Source organism: Variovorax sp. V118 (assembly GCF_041154445.1).
Lineage (GTDB): Bacteria > Pseudomonadota > Gammaproteobacteria > Burkholderiales > Burkholderiaceae_C > Variovorax > Variovorax boronicumulans.
In genome coordinates this window covers 3,641,084-3,661,433 of record NZ_AP028663.1, presented here as the reverse complement: position 1 = coordinate 3,661,433, position 20,350 = coordinate 3,641,084, and the positions used below count along the sequence as shown (strand labels likewise).

The 20,350-nt window shown below is 66.4% G+C and carries 17 protein-coding genes and 1 pseudogene; 2 read left to right on the top strand and 16 right to left on the bottom strand.

Annotated features, from left to right (window positions below):
* Positions 1–27: 27 nt before the first annotated feature.
* The 3 genes from ACAM52_RS17040 to ACAM52_RS17030 are packed head-to-tail and all read right to left on the bottom strand — an operon-like array spanning position 28 to position 2,223.
* Positions 28–678 carry a glutathione S-transferase family protein gene (locus ACAM52_RS17040; protein ID WP_369644059.1) on the bottom strand — a complete coding sequence of 217 codons (651 nt, stop codon included), beginning with the start codon at positions 676–678 and terminating at the stop codon, positions 28–30.
* Positions 675–1,520 carry an aromatic ring-hydroxylating dioxygenase subunit alpha gene (locus ACAM52_RS17035; RefSeq protein ID WP_369644058.1) on the bottom strand — a complete coding sequence of 282 codons (846 nt, stop codon included), beginning with the start codon at positions 1,518–1,520 and terminating at the stop codon, positions 675–677. The genes ACAM52_RS17040 and ACAM52_RS17035 overlap by 4 nt, the downstream gene beginning before the upstream one ends.
* 19 nt (positions 1,521–1,539) lie before the next feature.
* Entirely contained in the window at positions 1,540–2,223 is a 684-nt protein-coding gene (locus ACAM52_RS17030; RefSeq protein WP_369644057.1) for a Rieske 2Fe-2S domain-containing protein, read from the bottom strand.
* 171 nt (positions 2,224–2,394) lie between these two features.
* Between ACAM52_RS17030 and ACAM52_RS17025 the strand changes: the two genes are divergently transcribed.
* The gene (locus tag ACAM52_RS17025; RefSeq protein ID WP_369644056.1) at positions 2,395–3,390 is read left to right on the top strand and encodes a LysR family transcriptional regulator; all 996 of its coding nucleotides are present in this window, start codon (positions 2,395–2,397) and stop codon (positions 3,388–3,390) included.
* Between the two features lie 47 nt (positions 3,391–3,437).
* Positions 3,438–3,878 (top strand): type II 3-dehydroquinate dehydratase, encoded by a 441-nt coding sequence (gene aroQ / locus ACAM52_RS17020; RefSeq protein WP_062470706.1) that lies wholly within the window; start codon positions 3,438–3,440, stop codon positions 3,876–3,878.
* A gap of 173 nt (positions 3,879–4,051) precedes the next feature.
* Here aroQ and ACAM52_RS17015 read toward each other — a convergent pair whose 3' ends face one another.
* The 13 genes and pseudogenes from ACAM52_RS17015 to garD all read right to left on the bottom strand — a co-directional run bounded on the left by ACAM52_RS17015 (position 4,052) and on the right by garD (position 20,330).
* Complete coding sequence (locus tag ACAM52_RS17015; protein WP_223301264.1) at positions 4,052–5,626, bottom strand: SpoVR family protein; 1,575 nt, start codon at positions 5,624–5,626, stop codon at positions 4,052–4,054.
* A complete protein-coding gene (locus ACAM52_RS17010) occupies positions 5,623–6,915 on the bottom strand; it encodes a YeaH/YhbH family protein (protein WP_095744575.1) in 1,293 nt (430 codons plus the stop codon). The genes ACAM52_RS17015 and ACAM52_RS17010 overlap by 4 nt, the downstream gene beginning before the upstream one ends.
* 81 nt (positions 6,916–6,996) lie before the next feature.
* Positions 6,997–8,919 (bottom strand): PrkA family serine protein kinase, encoded by a 1,923-nt coding sequence (locus tag ACAM52_RS17005; protein WP_062470701.1) that lies wholly within the window; start codon positions 8,917–8,919, stop codon positions 6,997–6,999.
* Positions 8,920–9,575: 656 nt separating this feature from the next.
* Positions 9,576–10,712, bottom strand: a complete 1,137-nt coding sequence (dnaJ, locus tag ACAM52_RS17000; protein ID WP_062470698.1) for a molecular chaperone DnaJ — start codon at positions 10,710–10,712, stop codon at positions 9,576–9,578.
* A 103-nt stretch (positions 10,713–10,815) separates the two neighbouring features.
* A complete protein-coding gene (gene dnaK / locus ACAM52_RS16995) occupies positions 10,816–12,753 on the bottom strand; it encodes a molecular chaperone DnaK (protein ID WP_369644055.1) in 1,938 nt (645 codons plus the stop codon).
* Between the two features lie 114 nt (positions 12,754–12,867).
* Positions 12,868–13,404, bottom strand: a complete 537-nt coding sequence (gene grpE, locus ACAM52_RS16990; RefSeq protein WP_235944124.1) for a nucleotide exchange factor GrpE — start codon at positions 13,402–13,404, stop codon at positions 12,868–12,870.
* Between the two features lie 262 nt (positions 13,405–13,666).
* Positions 13,667–14,017, bottom strand: a complete 351-nt coding sequence (locus ACAM52_RS16985; RefSeq protein WP_159277610.1) for an FKBP-type peptidyl-prolyl cis-trans isomerase — start codon at positions 14,015–14,017, stop codon at positions 13,667–13,669.
* Positions 14,018–14,230: 213 nt separating this feature from the next.
* Positions 14,231–14,533: pseudogene (locus ACAM52_RS16980) on the bottom strand (winged helix-turn-helix transcriptional regulator); the annotation flags it as partial.
* A gap of 189 nt (positions 14,534–14,722) precedes the next feature.
* Positions 14,723–15,568 carry an archaetidylserine decarboxylase gene (asd, locus tag ACAM52_RS16975; protein ID WP_070059678.1) on the bottom strand — a complete coding sequence of 282 codons (846 nt, stop codon included), beginning with the start codon at positions 15,566–15,568 and terminating at the stop codon, positions 14,723–14,725.
* 349 nt (positions 15,569–15,917) lie between these two features.
* The gene (locus ACAM52_RS16970; protein ID WP_369644054.1) at positions 15,918–16,910 is read right to left on the bottom strand and encodes a Bug family tripartite tricarboxylate transporter substrate binding protein; all 993 of its coding nucleotides are present in this window, start codon (positions 16,908–16,910) and stop codon (positions 15,918–15,920) included.
* 26 nt (positions 16,911–16,936) lie between these two features.
* Positions 16,937–17,917, bottom strand: a complete 981-nt coding sequence (locus tag ACAM52_RS16965) for a tripartite tricarboxylate transporter substrate binding protein (protein WP_307694262.1) — start codon at positions 17,915–17,917, stop codon at positions 16,937–16,939.
* Positions 17,918–17,970: 53 nt separating this feature from the next.
* A complete protein-coding gene (locus ACAM52_RS16960; protein ID WP_369644053.1) occupies positions 17,971–18,732 on the bottom strand; it encodes an SDR family NAD(P)-dependent oxidoreductase in 762 nt (253 codons plus the stop codon).
* A 26-nt stretch (positions 18,733–18,758) separates the two neighbouring features.
* The gene (gene garD, locus ACAM52_RS16955) at positions 18,759–20,330 is read right to left on the bottom strand and encodes a galactarate dehydratase (protein WP_369644052.1); all 1,572 of its coding nucleotides are present in this window, start codon (positions 20,328–20,330) and stop codon (positions 18,759–18,761) included.
* Positions 20,331–20,350 lie beyond the last annotated feature (20 nt).

Below are 20,350 nucleotides of genomic sequence, written 5' to 3'. Positions count from 1 at the left end.
AGGGGACAAGGATACTCAGGCGAGCCTTCAGGCGGGGCCAGCCGGGAAGATACCCGACATGCCCACAAAGCCCGGCAGGTGACGAAAGTCCCAGACCCAGCGGCGCAGCGCGGGAAACTCGTCGAGCGAGATGCCGCCTTCGCCCGCCAGCGCCACGTACGGAAAGCAGGCGAGGTCGGCAATGGTCGGCTCGGGCGCGGCCACGAGCCAGCGCAGGCCGGTGGCGGCGTGCTGCTCGGCCAGGTGGTCGTCGAGCACACGGAAGGCCGCGCACGCACCGCGCCGGCAGGCCTCGATGTCCAGGTGCGTGTAGCCCAGCGCGTCGTGCAGCCGGGCGGCCGAGGCGGTGCGCGTGATCTCGTCGGCCATGGCGAGCCACATCGCGACCTGGCCGCGCAGCTTCGGGTCGGCGGGGTACCAGCGCTGCCGTGCGTCGTCGTAGCGGCTCGCCAGGTAGACCAGGATGGCCTGCGCGTCGCGCAGCACGAAGCCTTCGTCGTCGATCACGGGGAGCTGGCCGAGCGGGTTGACCTGTTCGAGGAATCGTGCGGACTTGTGTTCGCGACCCGGATGGAAGTCGACCGGCACGCTCGCATGGTCCACGCCGAGCCACAGCAGCATCTGCTGCACCTTGAAGCAGTTGCCCGAGAGCGGGTAGTCGTAGAGCCTGACGGTCATGCGGCGGCCCTCGCGGTGCCGAAGCGCATGCCGCGCTCGCGCAGCCAGCGGCGGTAGGTGACGGAGGTGGTGTCGCCGCGCGTGGGTGTCTCGGCGCGGCCTTCGAGCGGCATGCGCTTGAAGGCGTGGTTCTCCAGGATCGGCTTGTCCTGCCCGAAGATCGTGTGCTGGAAGGCGATGAGCTCGGCGTCGCTCGACACGTCGTCGAAGTAGGCCAGCAGCGTGTGGGCGATGACGTGCTCGTCGTCCACCGGCTGCAAGAAGAGGCCGATGGCGTCGAGCTTGTCGGGCCGGTGGCTCGACTTGTAGAGCATGGCCGAGAAGGGCTGCATCACGCGGTACTTGTAGAACACCTCGCTGCCCGTGTCGTGGGCGGCCGAAGCGCGGGGTTGCCAGAAGCGGCAGTCGGTGGCCCAGATCTCGTCGGTGGCGCCGTCGACCTCGACGTTGTATTTGGCCACCTCGGTGTGCGGCACCTTGCCGAGGCAGTCGGGGTGCACGAAGGGAAAGTGCGCCATGTCCAGGAAGTTCTCGATCACGCGCAAGCCCGACACGGCCACGCCGAGCCCGCCGCAGTCGACGATGCGGCGGCCGGGCTCGTCGTACTCGGGGAAGGCGAACAGCGGGCGCGCCGGGCGGCCGCTGGGGCAGACCCAGAGGAAGCCGTAGCGCGATTGCACGGTCAGCGCGTCGGTGCCGAGCAGGGCGTGCGGCGTGCCGTCGGCGTCGGTGTGCAGCTGCAGGGTTTCGCCGAGCAGCCGCGCCGTGCGCGGCAAGCCGCTGGCGGGGCCGACGACGAGCCAGTCGTCGAGCATGTTGGGATCGTCGGTGACGAAGGGCATGTTGCTTCTTTCTTCTTGTTCAGTGCGAGGCGGCGGCTTCGATGTCGCTGCGCAGCTGTCGCGCCGCGCGGTGCACCCGGGCCATCGCATCGGAGCCGGGGGCTGCGTCGGTCCACAGGTGCAGGAAGCTCAGCTGCGGCTGGGCGTCGAGCAGCAGCGCGGCGACGGGCGATTCGCCCAGCGTGCCTTGCCATGCATCGGGCGTTCCTGTCGACGCGAAGCCATGCGACGCCAGCGCAGCGCGCACCTCGGACGCGGCCACGCGCAGCGTCAGCGTGCGGGCGAGGTGCCAGCCGGTGGGCACGGCATCGGCCAGTCCGGCCGGCGCAGACGGGCCGTCGGCCGCGAGGCGCACCCACAGCATGCCCGCGGCGTCCGCCGTGGCGAACACCTTCGCGCAGACGTTGCGCGGCGCTTGCATGGCCGGGTGCGCCGGGATGCGCACGCAGGCGCCACTGCCGGCCTCGTACTGCCAACCGTGGTACGCGCAGGCCAGGCGGTCGCCGCCGGTCACCTGGCCGAGGGTGAAGCGCACGCTACGGTGCGGGCAGCGGTTCTCCCAGGCTTGCGGCGTGCCATCGGCCGCGCGCCACAGCGCGAGCTCCTGGCCTTGCGCAAAGCCGGCGACGATGTTGGCGCCGGCGCGCACCTCGGCGGAGGGAGCGACGGGGTGCCAAGCCTGTGAGATGGCGGAAGGATTCATGGGTCTTGATCGTGGGGGCAGCGGGAAAGGGCGCCGCAAATCGGCATAGCATCGGCCATGCCCTTGTCGGCGGTGCCGCCTACCGTAGCGTGTCCGCCGCACCGATGAAAGCCCCATGCCAAGACGCTCCTTTTCATTCCTGCAACGACGACTTCCACAGCGGGGGCATTCATGAGCGCAGGGCGCATCGACCTCGCGCTGGTCGAGGCCTTCGTGCTCGTGATGAAGAGTGGCAGCCTCACCAAGGCCGAGAGCCTGTCGGGCGTGTCGAAGGCCACGCTGAGCCGGCAGCTCACGCGGCTGGAGGAACTGCTGGGCGCCCAGCTGTTGCTGCGCAGCTCGCGCCGCATCGCGCCCACCGAGGCCGGGCGTGCGTTCTTCGCACGCTGCGAGGGGCTGCTCGGCGAGGTGAGCGGCCGGCTGGAAACGGCGCGCACCGAGGTGCAGGAGCTCACGGGCGGGGTGTCGGGGCGGCTCACGCTGCTGTCGGACACGCAGTTCAGCACCTCCTTCGTCTGCCATGTGGTGCGGATCTTTCTCGAATCGCACCCGAACGTGCGCTGCCAGCTCGACGTGGCGAACGGTGCGCAGGCCCCGCGGATCGGCGAGGTCGACTGCTATGTGGGCTCGGCGCCGCCGGACCTGCCGGACCTGGTCGCCAAGCTGCTGGGCCGGCTGGCCTACGGCCTGTACGCCAGCCCGCAGTACCTGGCGCGGCACGGCACGCCGCAGACGCCCGAGGCGCTGGCGCAGCACCGGATGATCGCGATGCGCGAGCCCTCGGGGCCGCCGTCGCCGCTGCGGCTGGTGTCGCAGCAGGCCTCGGGGCGCCATGTGGTGCGCACGGAGCCGGCCTTCGAGACCAACGACCACTGGGTGATGAAGACCTTCTGCATCGACGGCCTGGGCATTGCGCCGCTGCCGGTGTTCTTCGCCGGGCCTGAGGTGGCGCAGGGCGTGCTGGTGCCGGTGCTGCCGCAGTGGCCGCCGGAGGCGCGGCGGCTGTACTGCGCCTACCAGCGGCAGCGCTACATGGGGCAGAAGCTGCGGGCGTTCGTCGACCTGATGGCGCGCTGCGTGGCGGACATCGGGTCGTACAACCACTACGTGGGGTCGACGGCGGCGGTGTCACCTGCACGGCGGGCGCGGTCGGCGGCGCGACCATAATCGGCTTTCTTCTTCCTGCATCCGCCAGCTTCCTTCACCGATCCATCATGAAGAAAATCCTCGTCCTCAACGGCCCCAACCTCAACCTGCTCGGCACGCGCGAGCCCGAACAGTACGGCCGCGACACGCTCGCCGACGTCGAACGCCTGTGCAAGGAGACGGGCGCGAAACTCGGTGTGGAGATCGAGTGCCGCCAGTCGAACCACGAAGGCGTGCTGATCGACTGGGTCCAGGAGGCGGGCCGCGAAGTGGCCGCCGGCAACATGCTGGGCGTGGTGATGAACCCGGGCGCCTACACCCACACGTCGATCGCACTGCACGACGCCATCAAGGGGGCGAGCGTGCCGCTGATCGAGCTGCACATCTCGAACGTGCATGCACGGGAAGAGTTTCGCCACCACTCGTACATCTCGCCTGCGGCGCGCGGGATCATCGTGGGGCTGGGGGTGAAAGGCTACACGCTGGCGATTGCTGCGCTGGTTCCCTGAGGCTGTCTTCGGGGGGCGTGCGCAGGACACCGGGTACTTCCCTCCGCGAATGTCCCCCGCCTTCGGCTCCTCCTTGATTTCGCTGCGGGAAGCACCCGGTGCCCTGCGCACGAGGGCACGCTCTGCTGGGGTGAACGGCTGATAGACAGCCGCTCTCTTTGTATCGCAGCGTCTCAGTAGGTCTGCTTGGGCGCGGCAGCCTTCCAGCTGCGGCTGACCCGGCCTGCGCTGTCGACGCTTTCCAGGTGCACGTCGAAGCCCCAGAGCCTTGCGACGTGCTTCAGCACTTCTTCGGCGTTGTCGTTCAGTGGCAGGTTATTGCGCTGCGTGTGGCGCAGCGTGAGCGAGCGGTCGCCGCGCGTGGCCACGCTCCAGACCTGGATGTCGGGCTCGCGATTGCCGATGTCGTACTGGCGTGACAGCGATTCGCGCAGCGCCTGGTAGCCGCTGTCGTCATGGATGGCCGACACCTCGAGCTCCGATTCGCTCTGGTAGTCGCGGATCGAGAACAGGCGGAAATCGCGCATCGTCTTCGGGCTGAGGAACTGGCCGACGAAGCTCTCGTCCTTGAAGTTGCGCATCGCGTAGTCGAGCGTCTTGACCCAGTCGGTGCCCGCGAAGTCGGGGAACCAGCGGCGGTCTTCGTCGGTCGGCTTTTCGCAGACGCGGCGCAGGTCGGTGAACATCTTGAAGCCCAGCGCATAGGGGTTGATGCCGCTGTAGGCGCGGTGGCCCACGGGCGGCTGGAACACCACGCTGGTGTGCGAGCTGAGCCATTCCATCATGAAGCCGTCGTCCAGCTGGCCGCGGTCGTACATGGTGTTGAGCAGCGTGTAGTGCCAGAAGGTGGCCCAGCCTTCGTTCATGACCTGGGTCTGGCGCTGCGGGTAGAAGTACTGCGCGATCTTGCGCACGATGCGCACCACCTCGCGCTGCCACGGCTCGAGCAGGGCGGCGTTCTTCTCGATGAAATAGAGCAGGTTCTCTTGCGGCTCGGGCGGAAAGCGGCGCGCGGCTTCCGACTCGGCGGCCTGTTCGCTCTTGCGCGGCAGCGTGCGCCACAGGTCGTTCACCTGCTGCTGCATGTGGCGCTCGCGGTCGGTGCGCTGCGCGCTCTCCTGTGCCAGCGAACGCTTCTGCGGACGGCGGTAGCGGTCGACGCCGTAGTTCATGAGCGCATGGCAGGAGTCGAGCAGGTCTTCCACCGCATCGAGGCCGTGGCGTTCCTCGCACTCGGCGATGTAGTGCCGCGCGTAGACGAGGTAGTCGATGATCGACGACGCGTCGGTCCACATGCGGAACAGGTAGTTGCCCTTGAAGAAGCTGTTGTGCCCATAGGCCGCGTGCGCGATCACCAGGGCCTGCATGGCCATGGTGTTTTCTTCCATGAGGTAGGCAATGCACGGATCGGAGTTGATGACGATCTCGTAGGCCAGCCCCATGTGGCCGCGCTTGTAGTTCTTCTCGGTGGAAATGAACTGCTTGCCGTACGACCAGTGCCTGTAGATCATGGGCATGCCCACGCTGGCGTAGGCGTCCATCATCTGCTCGGCCGTGATCACCTCGAGCTGGTTCGGGTAGGTGTCCAGGCCGAAGCTCCTCGCGGTCTTGGCGATTTCGGTGTGGTATGTCTCGATGAGTTCGAAGGTCCAGTCGGACGGGCTGGGCAGGCGCTCGAGGCGGGAGGTGGGCAGGTCGGTGCTGCGCGGCAGGACAGGGGCCCCGGGAGGGCGTTCGGTGGTGATCATGTGGGCACCCCTTCCTTCTTGAACAGGTCGCGGAACACCGGGTAGATGTCCTGCGCGTCCGACACCTTGCGCATGGCGAAGTTGGGCGCCACGCCTTCGAGCTGCTGGTACTCCTGCCACAGGTTCTGCTCGGTCTCGGCCACCTGCACGTAGGCGTAGTAGCGCACCACGGGCAGGATGTTGTCGACCAGCAGTTCGCGGCAGCGGCCGCTGTCCTGGTGCCAGTTGTCGCCGTCGCTGGCCTGGGCGCCGTACACGTTCCATTCGCCGCTGGCGTAGCGGGCCTTGATGATCTCGTCCATGAGCACCAGTGCGCTCGACACCACGGTGCCGCCGGTCTCGGTGGCGTGGAAGAACTCTTCTTCGGTCACTTCCTGCGCCTGCGTGTGGTGGCGCAAGAACACGAGGTCGATGCGTTCGTAGTGCCGCGTGAGGAACAGGTACAGGAGCATGAAGAAACGCTTGGCCATGTCCTTGCGCGCCTCGTCCATCGAGCCCGACACGTCCATGAGGCAGAACATCACGGCCTTGGCGCTGGGCACGGGCGTCTTCACGCGGTTGCGGTAGCGCAGGTCGATCGGGTCGATGTAGGGCACATGCCGCATGGTGCGGCGCAGCTCGGCGATGAGGTCCTCGGTCTCGCGGATTTCCTTCTGGATCAGTGCGGTCTCGACCTGTGGATGCGCTTTCAGGACCAGGAGGTGTGCCTCCAGGCGCTTGAGCTCCTTGCGCGGTTCGCCGCCCAATGCAATGCGCCGCGCCAGCGCGCCGCGCATGGAGCGCACCACGTGCAGGTTGTTGGGGGAGCCGTCGCTGGTGAAGCCGGCGCGGTGGCTCTTCCATTCGGGCACTTCGGCGATCTGGGTGCGCACGAGGTGGGGCAGCGCGAGGTCGTCGAAGAAGACGCGCATGAACTCCTCGCGCGTGAGGCGGAAGACGAAGTCGTCCTCGCCTTCGCCGCTGTCGCTGGCCTCGCCGCTGCCCGAGCCACCGCCGCCCTGGCCCTCGGGGCGCGCGATGCGATCGCCCTTGAGGTATTCCTGGTTGCCGGGGTGCACGTACTCGCGGTCACCGCCGCGCGCGTGGCCGAACACCGGCTCGGAGACATCGTGGCGCGGCAGGGTCACGTCTTCGCCTTGCTCCAGCTCGCGGATGTTGCGCCCACTGACCGCGCGCCGCACCGCCTCCTGGATCTGCCCCTTGTAGCGCCGAAGGAAGCGCTCGCGGTTGCCGATGGACTTGTTCTTGCCCGAGAGCCGACGATCGATGATCTGCTGCAGGATGGCCACGATGTTTTCAAAGCTCCTTGCAAAACGGTGGACGGTGCGCTGGTTAGGTCCTTCGCACGCGTCCGTTGTTCCCGCTGTCCGCTATGAACTCTTGCGCACCCGCAGGTACCACTCGCACAGAAGCCGGACCTGCTTGGCGGTGTAGCCCTTCTCGACCATGCGGGTCACGAAGTCCTCGTGCTTCTTCTGCTCGTCGGCGCTGCTCTTGGTGTTGAAACTGATCACCGGCAGCAGCTCTTCGGTGTTGGAGAACATCTTCTTCTCGATGACTGCGCGCAGCTTCTCGTAGCTGGTCCACGCCGGGTTGCGCCCCGCGTTGCCGGCCCGTGCGCGTAGCACGAAGTTGACGATCTCGTTGCGGAAGTCCTTCGGGTTGCCGATGCCGGCGGGCCGCTCGATCTTCTCGAGCTCCCCGTTGAGCGAGGCCCGGTCGAACACTTCGCCGGTGTCCACGTCGCGGAACTCCTGGTCCTGGATCCAGTAGTCGGCGTAGGTCACGTAGCGGTCGAAGATGTTCTGGCCGTACTCGCTGTAGCTTTCCAGGTAGGCGGTCTGAATTTCCTTGCCGATGAACTCGGCGTAGCGCGGCGCCAGCAGCTCCTTGATGTAGCTGATGTACTTCTGCTCGGTTTCCGGCGGAAACTGCTCGCGCTCGATCTGCTGTTCGAGCACATACATCAGGTGCACCGGGTTGGCGGCCACCTCGGTGCTGTCGAAGTTGAAGACCTTGGAGATGATCTTGAAGGCGAAGCGCGTGGAGACGCCGCTCATGCCTTCGTCGACGCCCGCGTAGTCGCGGTACTCCTGGATTGACTTGGCCTTGGGGTCGGTGTCCTTGAGGTTCTCGCCGTCGTACACCTGCATCTTGCTGAAGGTGCTGGAGTTCTCGGGCTCCTTCAGGCGCGTGAGCACCGACAGCTGCGCCATCATGCGCAAGGTGCCGGGCGCGCAGGGGGCCTTGGCCAGCGAAGAATTGCGCACCAGCTTCTCGTAGATCTTGATCTCTTCGGAGGCACGCAGGCAGTACGGCACCTTCACGATGTAGATCCGGTCGAGGAAAGCCTCGTTGTTCTTGTTGTTGCGGAACGCCTTCCACTCGCTCTCGTTGCTGTGGGCCAGCACGATGCCGTCGAAGGGAATGGCGCCGAAGCCTTCGGTGCCCTTGAAGTTGCTTTCCTGCGTGGCCGTGAGCAGCGGGTGCAGCACCTTGATGGGCGCCTTGAACATTTCCACGAACTCGAGCAGGCCCTGGTTCGCCAGGCACAGACCGCCGGAGTAGGCGTACGCGTCGGGGTCGTCCTGGGCGTAGGTTTCGAGCTTGCGGATGTCGACCTTGCCGACCAGCGAAGAGATGTCCTGGTTGTTCTCGTCGCCCGGCTCGGTCTTGGCGACCGCGATCTGGCGCAGCACCGAGGGGTAGCGCTTGACCACCTTGAACTGGCGGATGTCGCCGCCGTACTCCTCGAGCCGCTTCACGGCCCAGGGCGACAGGATGCGGTTCAGGTAGCGCACGGGGATGCCATACTCTTTTTCGAGGATCTCGCCGTCTTCGAGGGTGTCGAACAGCCCGAGGGGCGATTCGTTCACCGGGGAGCCGTGGATCGCATAGAAGGGCACGTGCTCCATGAGCTGCTTCAGGCGCTCCGCGATCGAGCTCTTGCCGCCGCCGACGGGCCCCAGCAGGTAAAGGATTTGCTTCTTTTCTTCGAGTCCCTGCGCGGCGTGGCGGAAATAGGACACCACCTGCTCGATGGCATCTTCCATGCCATAGAACTCCTTGAACGCCGGATAGATCTTGATGACCTTGTTCGCGAAGATGCGCGAAAGACGGGGGTCATTGCGGGTATCTACCAGTTCCGGCTCGCCAATGGCCTGGAGCATTCGTTCGGAGGCCGTTGCATATGCCGTCGGATCGCGTTTGCAGATATCCAGATATTCCTGCAGCGAGAGAACTTCCTCGCGGGTGCGTTCGTAGCGGGCTGCAAAGTTGCTGATCACGTCCATGGTCGCGCCTCCTTCAGGTCGGCGGGGCTTTTGACCCCGATGCCTACAGCCAGAGACTGCGTCGCTCCTCTTGGAAGAGGGGCCCCGCCCATGGCCGTATGCCGTGGAAAACTCCCTTACACACTATCTACACAATCGGTTCAATCAGCATAAAGCAAAGAATGAACCGGGCAAATGTTTTATTTATTCTGAACCCCTCTGCCGAGTAAAGTTCCTCGGAAAACAAGGAACTTCTATTCGTGTTTCTGTTAAATTGAAAAGCTCGCGCTCGCGTAATTGTCCCCGGATGAAATGACTATGCCGAATGGCTATCGTCCTCATTGAAATTCTGTGGCGAACACCTTTCCTAATTGAACCCGGGTTCAATAAAGCCGATGCCTTTCAGCAATAACGCGCGACCTGTCGTTTGGTTTATTGCATATCCAAAAAAACATTAAAGCAATCCCCGCGCCACTCCTGTGGCGAGTGGCTGGCGCATGGCAACGTGGGAAGACAACGCGGGTGCCGGTCGGCGGCGTTCCGCAACGGTGCGGGGAGCACCGTTCGCGTGCCTGGCGCGCCGCCGCAGGGCGGCAGCGGCCGAAAGAGGGCACGCTTCGGGCCGACAGGGCGTCGGCCCGGCGCTGACGAAGGCCGTCAGCGCGTCAGCATCATCATCAGCTGAAGAATTCCTTGGCCTTGTCGAACCAGCCCTTGTCGGTCGGGCTGTGCTTCTCGCCGCCCTTCTTGAGCGATTCGTCGAGCTCCTTGAGCAGCTTGCGCTGGTGCTCGGTGAGCTTCACGGGCGTTTCCACGCGCACGTGGCAGTACAGGTCACCCGGGTAGCTCGAACGCACGCCCTTGATGCCCTTGCCGCGCAGGCGGAACTGCTTGCCGCTCTGGGTGCCGTCGGGAATGTCGATGGCGGCCGCGCCCTTGAGCGTGGGCACGTTGATCTCACCGCCGAGCGCCGCGGTGGTGACGCTCACGGGCACCACGCAGTGCAGGTCGTCGCCGTCGCGCTCGAACAGGTCGTGCTTCTTGAGGCGGATCTCGATGTACAGGTCGCCGGGTGGCCCGCCGTTGGTGCCGGGCTCGCCGTTGCCGGTGCTGCGGATGCGCATGCCGTCGTCGATGCCGGCCGGAATCTTCACTTCGAGCGTCTTGTTGTTCTTGATCTTGCCCTGGCCGTGGCACACGGTGCAGGGCTCGGGAACGATCTTGCCGCTGCCGTGGCAGGTCGGGCAGGTCTGCTGCACGCTGAAGAAGCCCTGGCGCATCTGCACGGCGCCCGCGCCGTGGCAGGTGGTGCAGGTGATGGGCTTGGTGCCGGGCTTGGCGCCGGAGCCGTGGCAGGTGCCGCAGTCGTCCCAGCTCGGGATGCGGATCTGCGCGTCCTTGCCGTCGGCGGCTTCCTCGAGCGTGACTTCCATCGCGTAGCTCAGGTCACTGCCGCGGAACACCTGGCGCCCGCCGCTGGTGCGGCCGCGGCCGCCGCCGAACACGTCGCCGAAGATGTCGCCGAAGGCCTCCGCAAAGCCGCCGAAGCCTTCCGCGCCGGGGCCGCCGCGCATGTTGGGGTCGACGCCGGCATGGCCGTACTGGTCGTAGGCCGCGCGCTTCTGGCCGTCCGACAGCATTTCGTACGCTTCCTTCACCTCCTTGAACTTGGCCTCGGCGTCCTTGCTGGTGTCGCCGTGGTTGCGGTCGGGGTGGTGCTTCATCGCAAGCTTGCGATAAGCCTTCTTGATTTCTTCCTCGCTCGCGTTCTTGGGAACGCCGAGGGTTTCGTAGTAGTCGCGTTTGGTGGCCATGGCAGCAGATTCGGTCGGGCGGCGGGAACTCGTCGGGGAACTGGAAGCGAGAAAGGCTGGAGCACCTGTTCAGGTGTTCCAGCCTTGTTAGAAGGGCAGGGGATCAGCCCTTCTTCACTTCCTTGACTTCGGCGTCGACCACGTTGTCGTCAGCCTGGGCATGCGCCGCAGCTTCCGCGCCTGCCGGGCCGCTGGCGGCCGAGGCGTTGGCCGCAGCCTGCGATTCGGCATACATCTTCTCGCCGAGCTTCTGGCTCGCGGTCATCAGCGTGTTGGTCTTTTCCTCGATCACGGTCTTGTCTTCACCCTTGAGGGCTTCTTCCAGGTCCTTGATCGCGGCTTCGATCGCGTCCTTCTCGGCGGCTTCGAGGCTGGCGCCATGCTCGCCGAGCGACTTCTTCACGCTGTGCACCATGGCTTCGCCCTGGTTGCGCGCCTGCACGATCTCGAGCTTCTTCTTGTCTTCGTCGGCGTTGAGCTCGGCGTCCTTGACCATCTTCTGGATCTCGTCTTCGCTCAAGCCCGAGTTCGCCTTGATGGTGATCTTGTTTTCCTTGCCGGTGCCCTTGTCCTTGGCACCCACGTGCAGGATGCCGTTGGCGTCGATGTCGAAGCTCACCTCGATCTGCGGCGTGCCGCGCGATGCCGGCGGAATGCCTTCCAGGTTGAACTCGCCCAGCAGCTTGTTGCCCGAGGCGATCTCGCGTTCGCCCTGGAACACCTTGATGGTCACGGCCGGCTGGTTGTCCTCGGCGGTCGAGAAGGTCTGTGCGAACTTCGTCGGGATCGTGGTGTTCTTCGTGATCATCTTGGTCATCACGCCACCCATGGTCTCGATGCCCAGCGACAGCGGGGTCACGTCCAGCAGCAGCACGTCCTTGCGGTCGCCCGAGAGCACTTGCCCTTGAATGGCGGCGCCGACGGCCACGGCTTCGTCGGGGTTCACGTCCTTGCGCGGTTCCTTGCCGAAGAAGGCCTTCACCTTTTCCTGCACCTTGGGCATGCGGGTCATGCCGCCGACCAGGATCACGTCGTTGATGTCGCTCACGCTGATGCCGGCGTCCTTGATGGCCAGGCGGCAAGGCGCGATGGTGCGCTCGACCAGCTCGTCGACCAGGCTTTCCAGCTTGGCGCGGGTGAGCTTGATGTTCAGGTGCTTCGGACCGGTGGCATCGGCCGTGATGTACGGCAGGTTGATGTCGGTCTGCGCGCTGTTCGACAGCTCGATCTTGGCCTTTTCAGCGGCTTCCTTCAGGCGCTGCAGGGCCAGCACGTCCTTGCTCAGGTCGACGCCCTGTTCCTTTTTGAACTCGCCGATGATGTAGTCGATGATGCGCTGGTCGAAGTCTTCGCCGCCCAGGAAGGTGTCGCCGTTGGTCGACAGCACTTCGAACTGCTTCTCGCCGTCGACGTCGGCGATCTCGATGATCGACACGTCGAAGGTGCCGCCGCCCAGGTCATACACGGCGATCTTGCGGTCGGCCTTGTCCTGCTTGTCCAGGCCGAAGGCCAGGGCTGCAGCGGTGGGTTCGTTGATGATGCGCTTGACGTCCAGGCCCGCGATGCGGCCGGCGTCCTTGGTGGCCTGGCGCTGTGCGTCGTTGAAGTACGCCGGCACCGTGATCACGGCTTCGGTGATGGTTTCGCCGAGGTAGTCTTCGGCGGTCTTCTTCATCTTACGCAGGATGTCGGCGCTGACCTGTTGCGGGGCCATCTTCTTGCCGCGCACTTCCACCCATGCGTCGCCGTTGTCGGCCTTGGCGATGGTGTAGGGCATCAGGTCGATGTCCTTCTGGACTTCCTTTTCCTCGAACTTGCGGCCGATCAGGCGCTTGATCGCGTACAGCGTGTTCTTGGGGTTGGTGACGGCCTGGCGCTTGGCCGAGGCACCGACCAAGACTTCACCGTCTTCCTGGTACGCGACGATCGACGGCGTGGTGCGGGCACCTTCCGAGTTCTCGATCACACGCGTGGTGTTGCCTTCCATGATCGACACGCACGAGTTGGTGGTGCCGAGGTCGATGCCGATGATCTTTGCCATGTTCTTACTCCTGAAATTCGGAAAAATATGTTGTTATGAACTTGTGGATAACCCGGTGCGATTCAAGGGACGACGCGGGGATTTCCTGTGGGAATCTTGTGGGGCAGTGCCGATTTACTTCGGGGCGGCCACGGTGACCAGCGCCGGGCGCAGCACGCGCTCGTTGATCGTGTAGCCCTTTTGCAGCAGGCCGACCACGGTGTTGGCGTCCTGGTCGGCGGGCACCATCGAGATGGCCTGGTGCAGGTGCGGGTCGAACTTGTCGCCGGCAGCGGGGGCCACTTCGATCACCTTGTTGCGTTCGAGGGCGCTCTTGAGCTGGCGCAGCGTGGCCTCGGCGCCTTCGCGGATCTGCTCGGGCGTGGCGTCCTTTATGGCCAGGCCGGCTTCGAGGCTGTCGGTCACCGGCAGCAGGCTCTCGGCAAAGGCTTCGACCGCGAACTTGCGGGCCTTGGTGATCTCGTCGTCGGCGCGGCGGCGGGCGTTCTGCACGTCGGCCTGGGCGCGCAAATACTGGTCGGCCAGTTCGGCATTCTTGGTCTGAAGGGCAGCCAGTTCGCCTTGCGCCACGGCCAGGGCGTCGAGCGCCTCGGCTTCGTTGGCGGCTTGCGCGGCCTCCAGTTCTTCGGGACTGGGCTCGCCTTGCAGCATTTGAGAATTCTGTGCGGATTGTTGCGGGTCAGACATTTTTCAAAGAACCGGCGTGCGCCGGAAAACAAACACAGCCAGCCACTTGGGGCTGCTCCAGGGCTTTTCAAGCGTAAAAATGCGGCCAAAGCGGCCGCAAGAGGGGTGCGAAGTGGCTTTCGCGAGAGACACCGCGGAACCGGCTTCGCCGGGCCGCAGGTGTCGCCCCCGGTAGGGGGTTGGCGAAGCGGACACGAAGTGCCGCGCAGCCTGGGGGCGAGCCTGATCAGTGTGCGTCGAGGAGCTCGACGTCGAACTTCAGGGTGGCGTTTGGGGGGATCACGCCGCCGGCGCCGCGGGCACCGTAGCCCAGCGAGGCGGGGATGATCAGCGTGCGCTTGCCGCCGATCTTCATGCCGGCGACGCCTTCGTCCCAGCCCTTGATGACCTGGCCGGCGCCCAGCGAGAACGCGAAGGGGTCGTTGCGGTCGCGGCTGGAGTCGAACTTGGCGCCTTGCACGCCGTCGTTGAAGAGCCAGCCCGTGTAGTGCACGTGCACGTGGTGGCCGGCCTTGGCTTCAGCGCCGGTGCCGACTTCGGTGTCTTCGTATTGCAGGCCGGAGGGGGTGGTGGGCATGGGAAACGCTCCTTGCGTCGATGAAATGGGAGAGGAATCGGAGGCGCGGAGTTTACCGAGGCCCGCGAGGACCCCGCTTCAGCCCTGGCTGTCGGAGCCGGGCGGCGTGGCTGCGGGAGGTGCTGCGTCGGGGGCGGAAGGCGCCGGCGCAGCAGGCGCCACGGGTGCGGAGGCCTCGGTCGACGTGGGCTGGGCGGCGGCCGGTCCCGCGGCCTTCTTGCTCTGCCCCAACTGCCATTTGGCGGCGAAGGCCTGCAGGTCTGACAGGCGCTTGAGCAGGTCTTGTCCGCTCAGCGTGAGGCAATAGCCGTCGCTGCCGTGGCTCACGACGCCGGCTTCGCGCAATTCCTTGATGCGGGTGTTGAGGGTGTTGGGAGTGATGCCGCCGACGCTGTCCTGCAGCAGCCGGAAGGTCTGGGCGTGGCCGTCGCGCAGGGCCCACAGCACACGCAGCGCATAGCGGGCTTCGAGCAGGGCGAGCAACTGGCTGATGGCTGCGTTTTCCTTGGTACTCATCGACATCATCTCCTCGAAGCTGGGCGGACCGTCGGCCGGGGGCGGGCCGGGGCGGCGCACTCTTGTTTGTGATTGGTCGTCATGGACCGTCTGGCTGGCCGACGACTATAGCGCGAAGGATCAGGATGCTACTGGTTTTATAGCTGTACAGGCATGCAGCATGCGGGTTTCGAGACAAAGCTTCACAAATCAGGCGTAGTTGGCCATGGCTTCGCCCAGGCGGATCGCGCGGGTGGGCGACCAGTCCGGGTTGAAGGCCAGCGCGGGCGCCGGAAACAGCATGACGACGGTCGAGCCCAGCAAGAACCGGCCCATCTCGTCGCCCTTCTTGATGTCGATCTGCTGGTCGTTGTAGTGCCACTCGCGCAGCTCGCCCACGCGCGGCGGGTTGACCACGCCGTGCCACACGGTGGCCATGCTGCCGACGATGGTGGCGCCCACGAGCACGAGCACGAAGGGGCCGTTGGCCGATTCGAAGACGCACACCACGCGCTCGTTGCGCGCGAACAGGCCGGGCACGCCGCGCGCGGTGGTCGGGTTGACCGAGAAGAGGTCGCCGGGCACATGGATCATGCGCACCAGCCGCCCGTCGCAGGGCATGTGGATGCGGTGGTAGTCCTTGGGGCTCAGGTACAGCGTGGCAAAGCTGCCGTGCGCGAACTTGGCGGCCAGCGCGGCATCGCCGCCGACCAGCGCGGTGGTCGTGTAGTTGTGGCCCTTGGCCTGGAAGATCTGGTCGCCCTCGATGGCGCCGAACTGGCTGATGGCGCCGTCCACGGGGCACACGAGGTCGGCCTGCGCGAGCGGGCGCATGCCGGGCTTGAGGGCGCGCGTGAAGAACTGGTTGAAGCTCTTGTAGTGATGGATGTCGGACTCGAGCGCCTCGCCCATGTCGACGTTGTACTTGGCAACGAAGCGGCGAATGATCCAGGTGGTGACCGCGCCTCGTTCCTTGCCTGCGACCCAGCCGGCGAAATTGGTCAGGGCCTGCTTGGGGAACAGGTATTGGGGCAGAACTGCGGAGCGATCGGACACGTTGTGAAAGGCCTGGAATGCGGAATCGGACGGGCATTCTATAAAGCGCTTCTCCGGGGGAGCGTAGGAAGCTTCCCTTGGTTCGCGAGGGTGGGCGCTCTTTGCGGGGCACGCGCCCGGCGGGCGGCGCGGCGCGGGCGGCCCCACTGTGCCGGCCGCTTCGCGGCTGCCCTGCGGTGCTCGCGTTTCGCGGGGTCTCGCAGAACTCGCTGCGCTCAAACAGCTGCGAGCCCTGATCCGCGAAACGCTGCGCGCCTCGGCGGCACAGAGGGGCCGCCCGCACCACACCGCCCACCAGGCGCTTGTCGGGGCGTGGAGGCTGTCGGGGGCCGCCGCTGCTGGGGTTGGGTCAGTCGGCCTTGATGCCTGCGGCCTTGATCACCTGCGCCCACTTCTCCACTTCGGTCTTCTGGAAGGCGGCGATCTGCGCGGTCGTGAGGTCGGCGGGCTCCATGCCGAAGCCCTTGAGCTTGTCCTGCATCTCGGGCGTCGCGAGGATCTTGCGGATCTCGGTGTGCAGGCGGTCGACGACGGGCGCCGGCGTGCCCGCGGGCACAAAGATGGCCTGCCACGACACCACCTCGAAGTCCTGCAGCCCGGGCACGCCCGACTCGGCCACCGTGGGCACGTCGGGCATCGAGGCCAGTCGCTTGGCCGAGGTGACGGCGATGGCGCGCAGCTTGCCGCTCTGGATGTGCGGGCCGGCCACCACGGTGGTGTCGAACATCATGTTGACCTGTCCGCCGATCACGTCCTGGATCGCCGGGCCGCTGCCCTTGTACGGGATGTGCGTGAACTTCACGCCCGACTTGTAGCCCAGCAACTCCAGCGCCAGGTGCTGCGAGGTGCCCGTGCCCGCCGAGGCCGACGAGAGGCCGCCGGCCTTGGCCTTGCTCGCGGCGATCACGTCCTTCAGCGTCTTGTAGGGGCTGGCCTGGTTCACCACCAGCACCACGGGGTTGGTGCCGATGAGCGTCACGGGCGCGAACGACTTCTGCGGGTCGTAGCCCAGCTTGGGGTACAGGCTCACGTTGATGGCGTGCGAGCTGATCGTGCCGCCCACCAGCGTGAAGCCGTCGGGCGCGGCGCGTGCACCGATCTCCGAGCCCACGCTGCCGCCGGCGCCGCCCTTGTTGTCGATGATCACGCTCGTGCCCAGCACGGTGCCGAGCTTCTGCCCGATGAGGCGGCCCAGCACGTCGGTGGTGCCGCCCGCGGGGAAGGGCACGAGGTAGGTGATGGCCTTGCCCGTGGGCCAGGTGTTGCCACCCTGCGCGAAGGCGGGCAGGGCCGCCGCCAGCGAGGCGGCGAGGGCGGACTGGATGAGTGTGCGGCGTTGCATGGTCGTGCTTCCTTGTCGTGTCGCGCTCACGGCTTGATGTTGAGCTTGGTGATCAGCGCCTTGAAGTAGGCGTTGTCCTTGGCGAGCGTTTCCTTGAACACGGCGCCGTCGGTGTAGACGTAGCCCAGGTTCTGCTTGTCCATCACCTCGTGCATCAGCGGCTCGGCGGCGGTCTTGGCGGTGATCTCGCGCAGCTTGGCCATCACTTCGGGTGGCGTGTTCTTCGGCGCGCCCAGGCCGCGCCACGTGCCGATCGACAGGTCGATGCCGCGCTCCTTGGCGGTCGGGATCTTCTCGAAGCCCTTCACGCGCTTGTCGGCCATCACCATCAGCACCTTGAGCTTGCCGCCCTGCACGTGCGTCGTGACTTCGGCGGGGCTCACGGCCACCGCTTCGATGTGGCCGCCCAGCAGCGCCAGCACGGCGGGCGCGGCGCCCTGGAACGGGATGTGGCCGAACTTGGTGCCGGTCTTGTCTTCGAGCGCGGCGGCGGCCAGGTGCCAGATCGAGCCGTTGCCCGAGTTGCCCACGCGGATGCCCTCGGGCGACTTCTTTGCGGCGGCGAGGAACTCTTCGATGGTGTTCCACGGCGCATCGGCCTTCACGGTGATCGCGGCCGGGTCGGCGTTGAGTTGCGCAATGGGCTGGAAGTCGTCGTAGTTGAACTTGGCCAGGCCCAGGTGCGGCAGCGTGAGCAGCTCCACGGTGAGCACGGCGAGCTTGTAGCCGTCGGGCTTGGCGTTGATCACCTCGGTCCAGCCGATGGCGCCGCCCGCGCCGGGGCGGTTGACGATCACGATGCTCTGGGAGATGTGCTTGCGGCTCGCTTCCGAGAACGCGCGCGCCAGGCCGTCGGTGCCGCCGCCGGGCTGGTAGGGCACGAGCAGCTCGATGGTGCGGTTCGGGAAGTCGTTGGCTTGCGCCGCGGCGGGCGCGGCCAGGCCGAGCGAGAGGGCGGCGGTGGCCGAAAGGGCGGCAAGGCCGCGGACGAACTGGCTTCTTTGCATGGTGTCTCTGTCTCCGTTGTTGATCTGTTGTGCTGAGAAGGCGGGGGAGTGAGTCAGGGCATGTACTGCCCGCCGTTCACTTCGAGCACCTGCCCGGTCACGTAGCCCGAGAGCTGCTCGGAGGCGAGGTACAGGAAGGCGCCCACGCATTCGTCGGCCGTGCCCAGGCGTCCCATGGGGATGCCGGTCCTGAAGGTCTCGAGCATTGCGGGCGTCGAGAAGCGGTCCTGGAACGGCGTCTGGATCACGCCCGGCGCGACCGCGTTCACGCGGATGCGGTCGCCCACGAGTTCCCGTGCCAGGCCGTGCGTGGCGGTGCTCACGAAGCCCTTGGCGCCCGCATACAGGTAGGCGCCTGGCCCGCCGCCGGTGCGCGCGGCCACCGAGGTCACGTTGATGATGGTGCCGCTGCCTTGCTTGCGCATCTGCGGCACGGCTTCGCGGCAGAAGGCCAGCACGGAGCGCGCGTTGATGTGCATCACTTCGTCGAACAGCGCATCGTCGAACTCGGCGATGGGCATGCGCTTGACCAGGCTGCCGGCGTTGTTCACCAGCACGTCGATGCGGCCGAACTGCGCCGTCGTTTCCTGCACGCAGGCGCGGATCGCGGCGGTGTCGCGCACGTCGGCCTGCAGCGCGAAGGCGGTGCCGCCGGCGGCGCGGATGGTGTCGACCACGCGGGTCGCCGCCTCGGCCGAGCTGTTGTAGTGCACGGCCACGCGCATGCCGCGCGCGGCGAACGCGATGGCCACCGCGGCGCCGATGCCGGTGCTGGCGCCGGTGACGAGGGCGGTCTTGTCCTTGAGGTCTTCCATGGCTGTGCTCCGTGAGGGTGAGTCGATCAGGTGACCGGTGCCGGGTTGAACAGCACCAGCGCGTTGTGCAGCTTCCAGTGCTCGGCCCAGGTCTTCTTGCGGCCGCTGGCCACCTCGAGCATCAGGCGGAACATCTCCCAGCCGATGTCCTCGATGCTGGCTTCGCCGTCGGCGATGCGGCCTGCGTTCACGTCCATCAGGTCGTGCCAGCGGCGCGCCAGGTCGCTGCGCGTGGCGACCTTGATCACCGGCACCTCGGCCAGCCCGTAGGGCGTGCCGCGGCCGGTGGTGAACACATGCAGGTTCATGCCGGCCGCGAGTTGCAGCGTGCCGCAGATGAAGTCGCTGGCCGGCGTGGCGGCGTAGATCAGGCCCTTCTGCTTTACCTTCTCGCCGGGCGCGAGCACGCCGGTGATGGGCGCCGAGCCCGACTTGACGATCGAGCCCATCGCCTTCTCGACGATGTTCGACAGCCCGCCTTTCTTGTTGCCCGGCGTGGTGTTGGCGCTGCGGTCGACGCGGCCCTTGTCGAGGTAGGCGTCGTACCAGGCCATCTCGCGGATCATGGCGTCGGCCACCTCGGGCGTGGACGCGCGCGAGGTGAGTTGGTCGATGCCGTCGCGCACCTCGGTGACTTCCGAGAACATCACGGTGGCACCCGCGCGCACCAGCAGGTCGGTGCAAAAGCCCACGGCCGGGTTGGCAGTGACGCCCGAGAAGGCGTCACTGCCGCCGCACTGCACGCCCACGACGAGTTCGCTCGCGGGCACGGTCTCGCGCCGGCGTTGGTTGAGGCGCGCGAGGTGCGCGTCGGCCTGGCGCATCACCGAATCGATCATCGACATGAAGCCGACGTGCGCGTCGTCCTGCAGGCAGACCACGTCGAGGTCGTCGGCGGGCGCACCGCGCTGGTCGGCGATGGGGATGGTGCCGGGCGGCAGCAGCCGCTCGGGCTGCAGCTTCTCGCAGCCCAGGCTCACGACCATCACCTCGCCGCCGAAGTTCGGGTTGAGGCTGATGTTGCGCAAGGTGCGGATCGGCACGATGGCGTCGGGCGCGTCGATGGCGACGCCGCAGCCGTAGCTGTGCTCGAGTGCCACCACGTCGTCCACATGCGGGTACTTCGGCAGCAGCTCGGCCTTGATGCGCTGCACGGCGAACTCGGTCACGCCGGCCACGCACTGCACGGTCTGCGTGATCGCGAGGATGTTGCGCGTGCCCACCGAGCCGTCGGCGTTGCGGTAGCCCTCGAAGGTATAGCCGTCGAGCGGCGGCAGGGCAGGGGGCTTGACCGTGGCGATGGGCAGGCCGTCGAGCTCGGGCGCGACCGGCATGCGCATCACGCGCTCGTGCACCCAGCTGCCGCGCGGCAGCGCCTTGAGCGCGTAGCCGATCACCACGTTGTAGCGGCGGATGGCGTCGCCTTCGGCCAGGTCGACGAGCGCCACCTTGTGGCCCTGGGGCACGGTGTCGACCAGCACCAGGCCGTCGTCGAAGGCCGTGCCGGCCTTCAGGCCGCCGTCGTTCGCGACGATGGCCACGTTGTCGGCCGCGTGGATGCGGATGTACAGCGGCGGTCGGGTGTTCGCATCGGCCATCGGGAGGCCCTTTCTCTTTT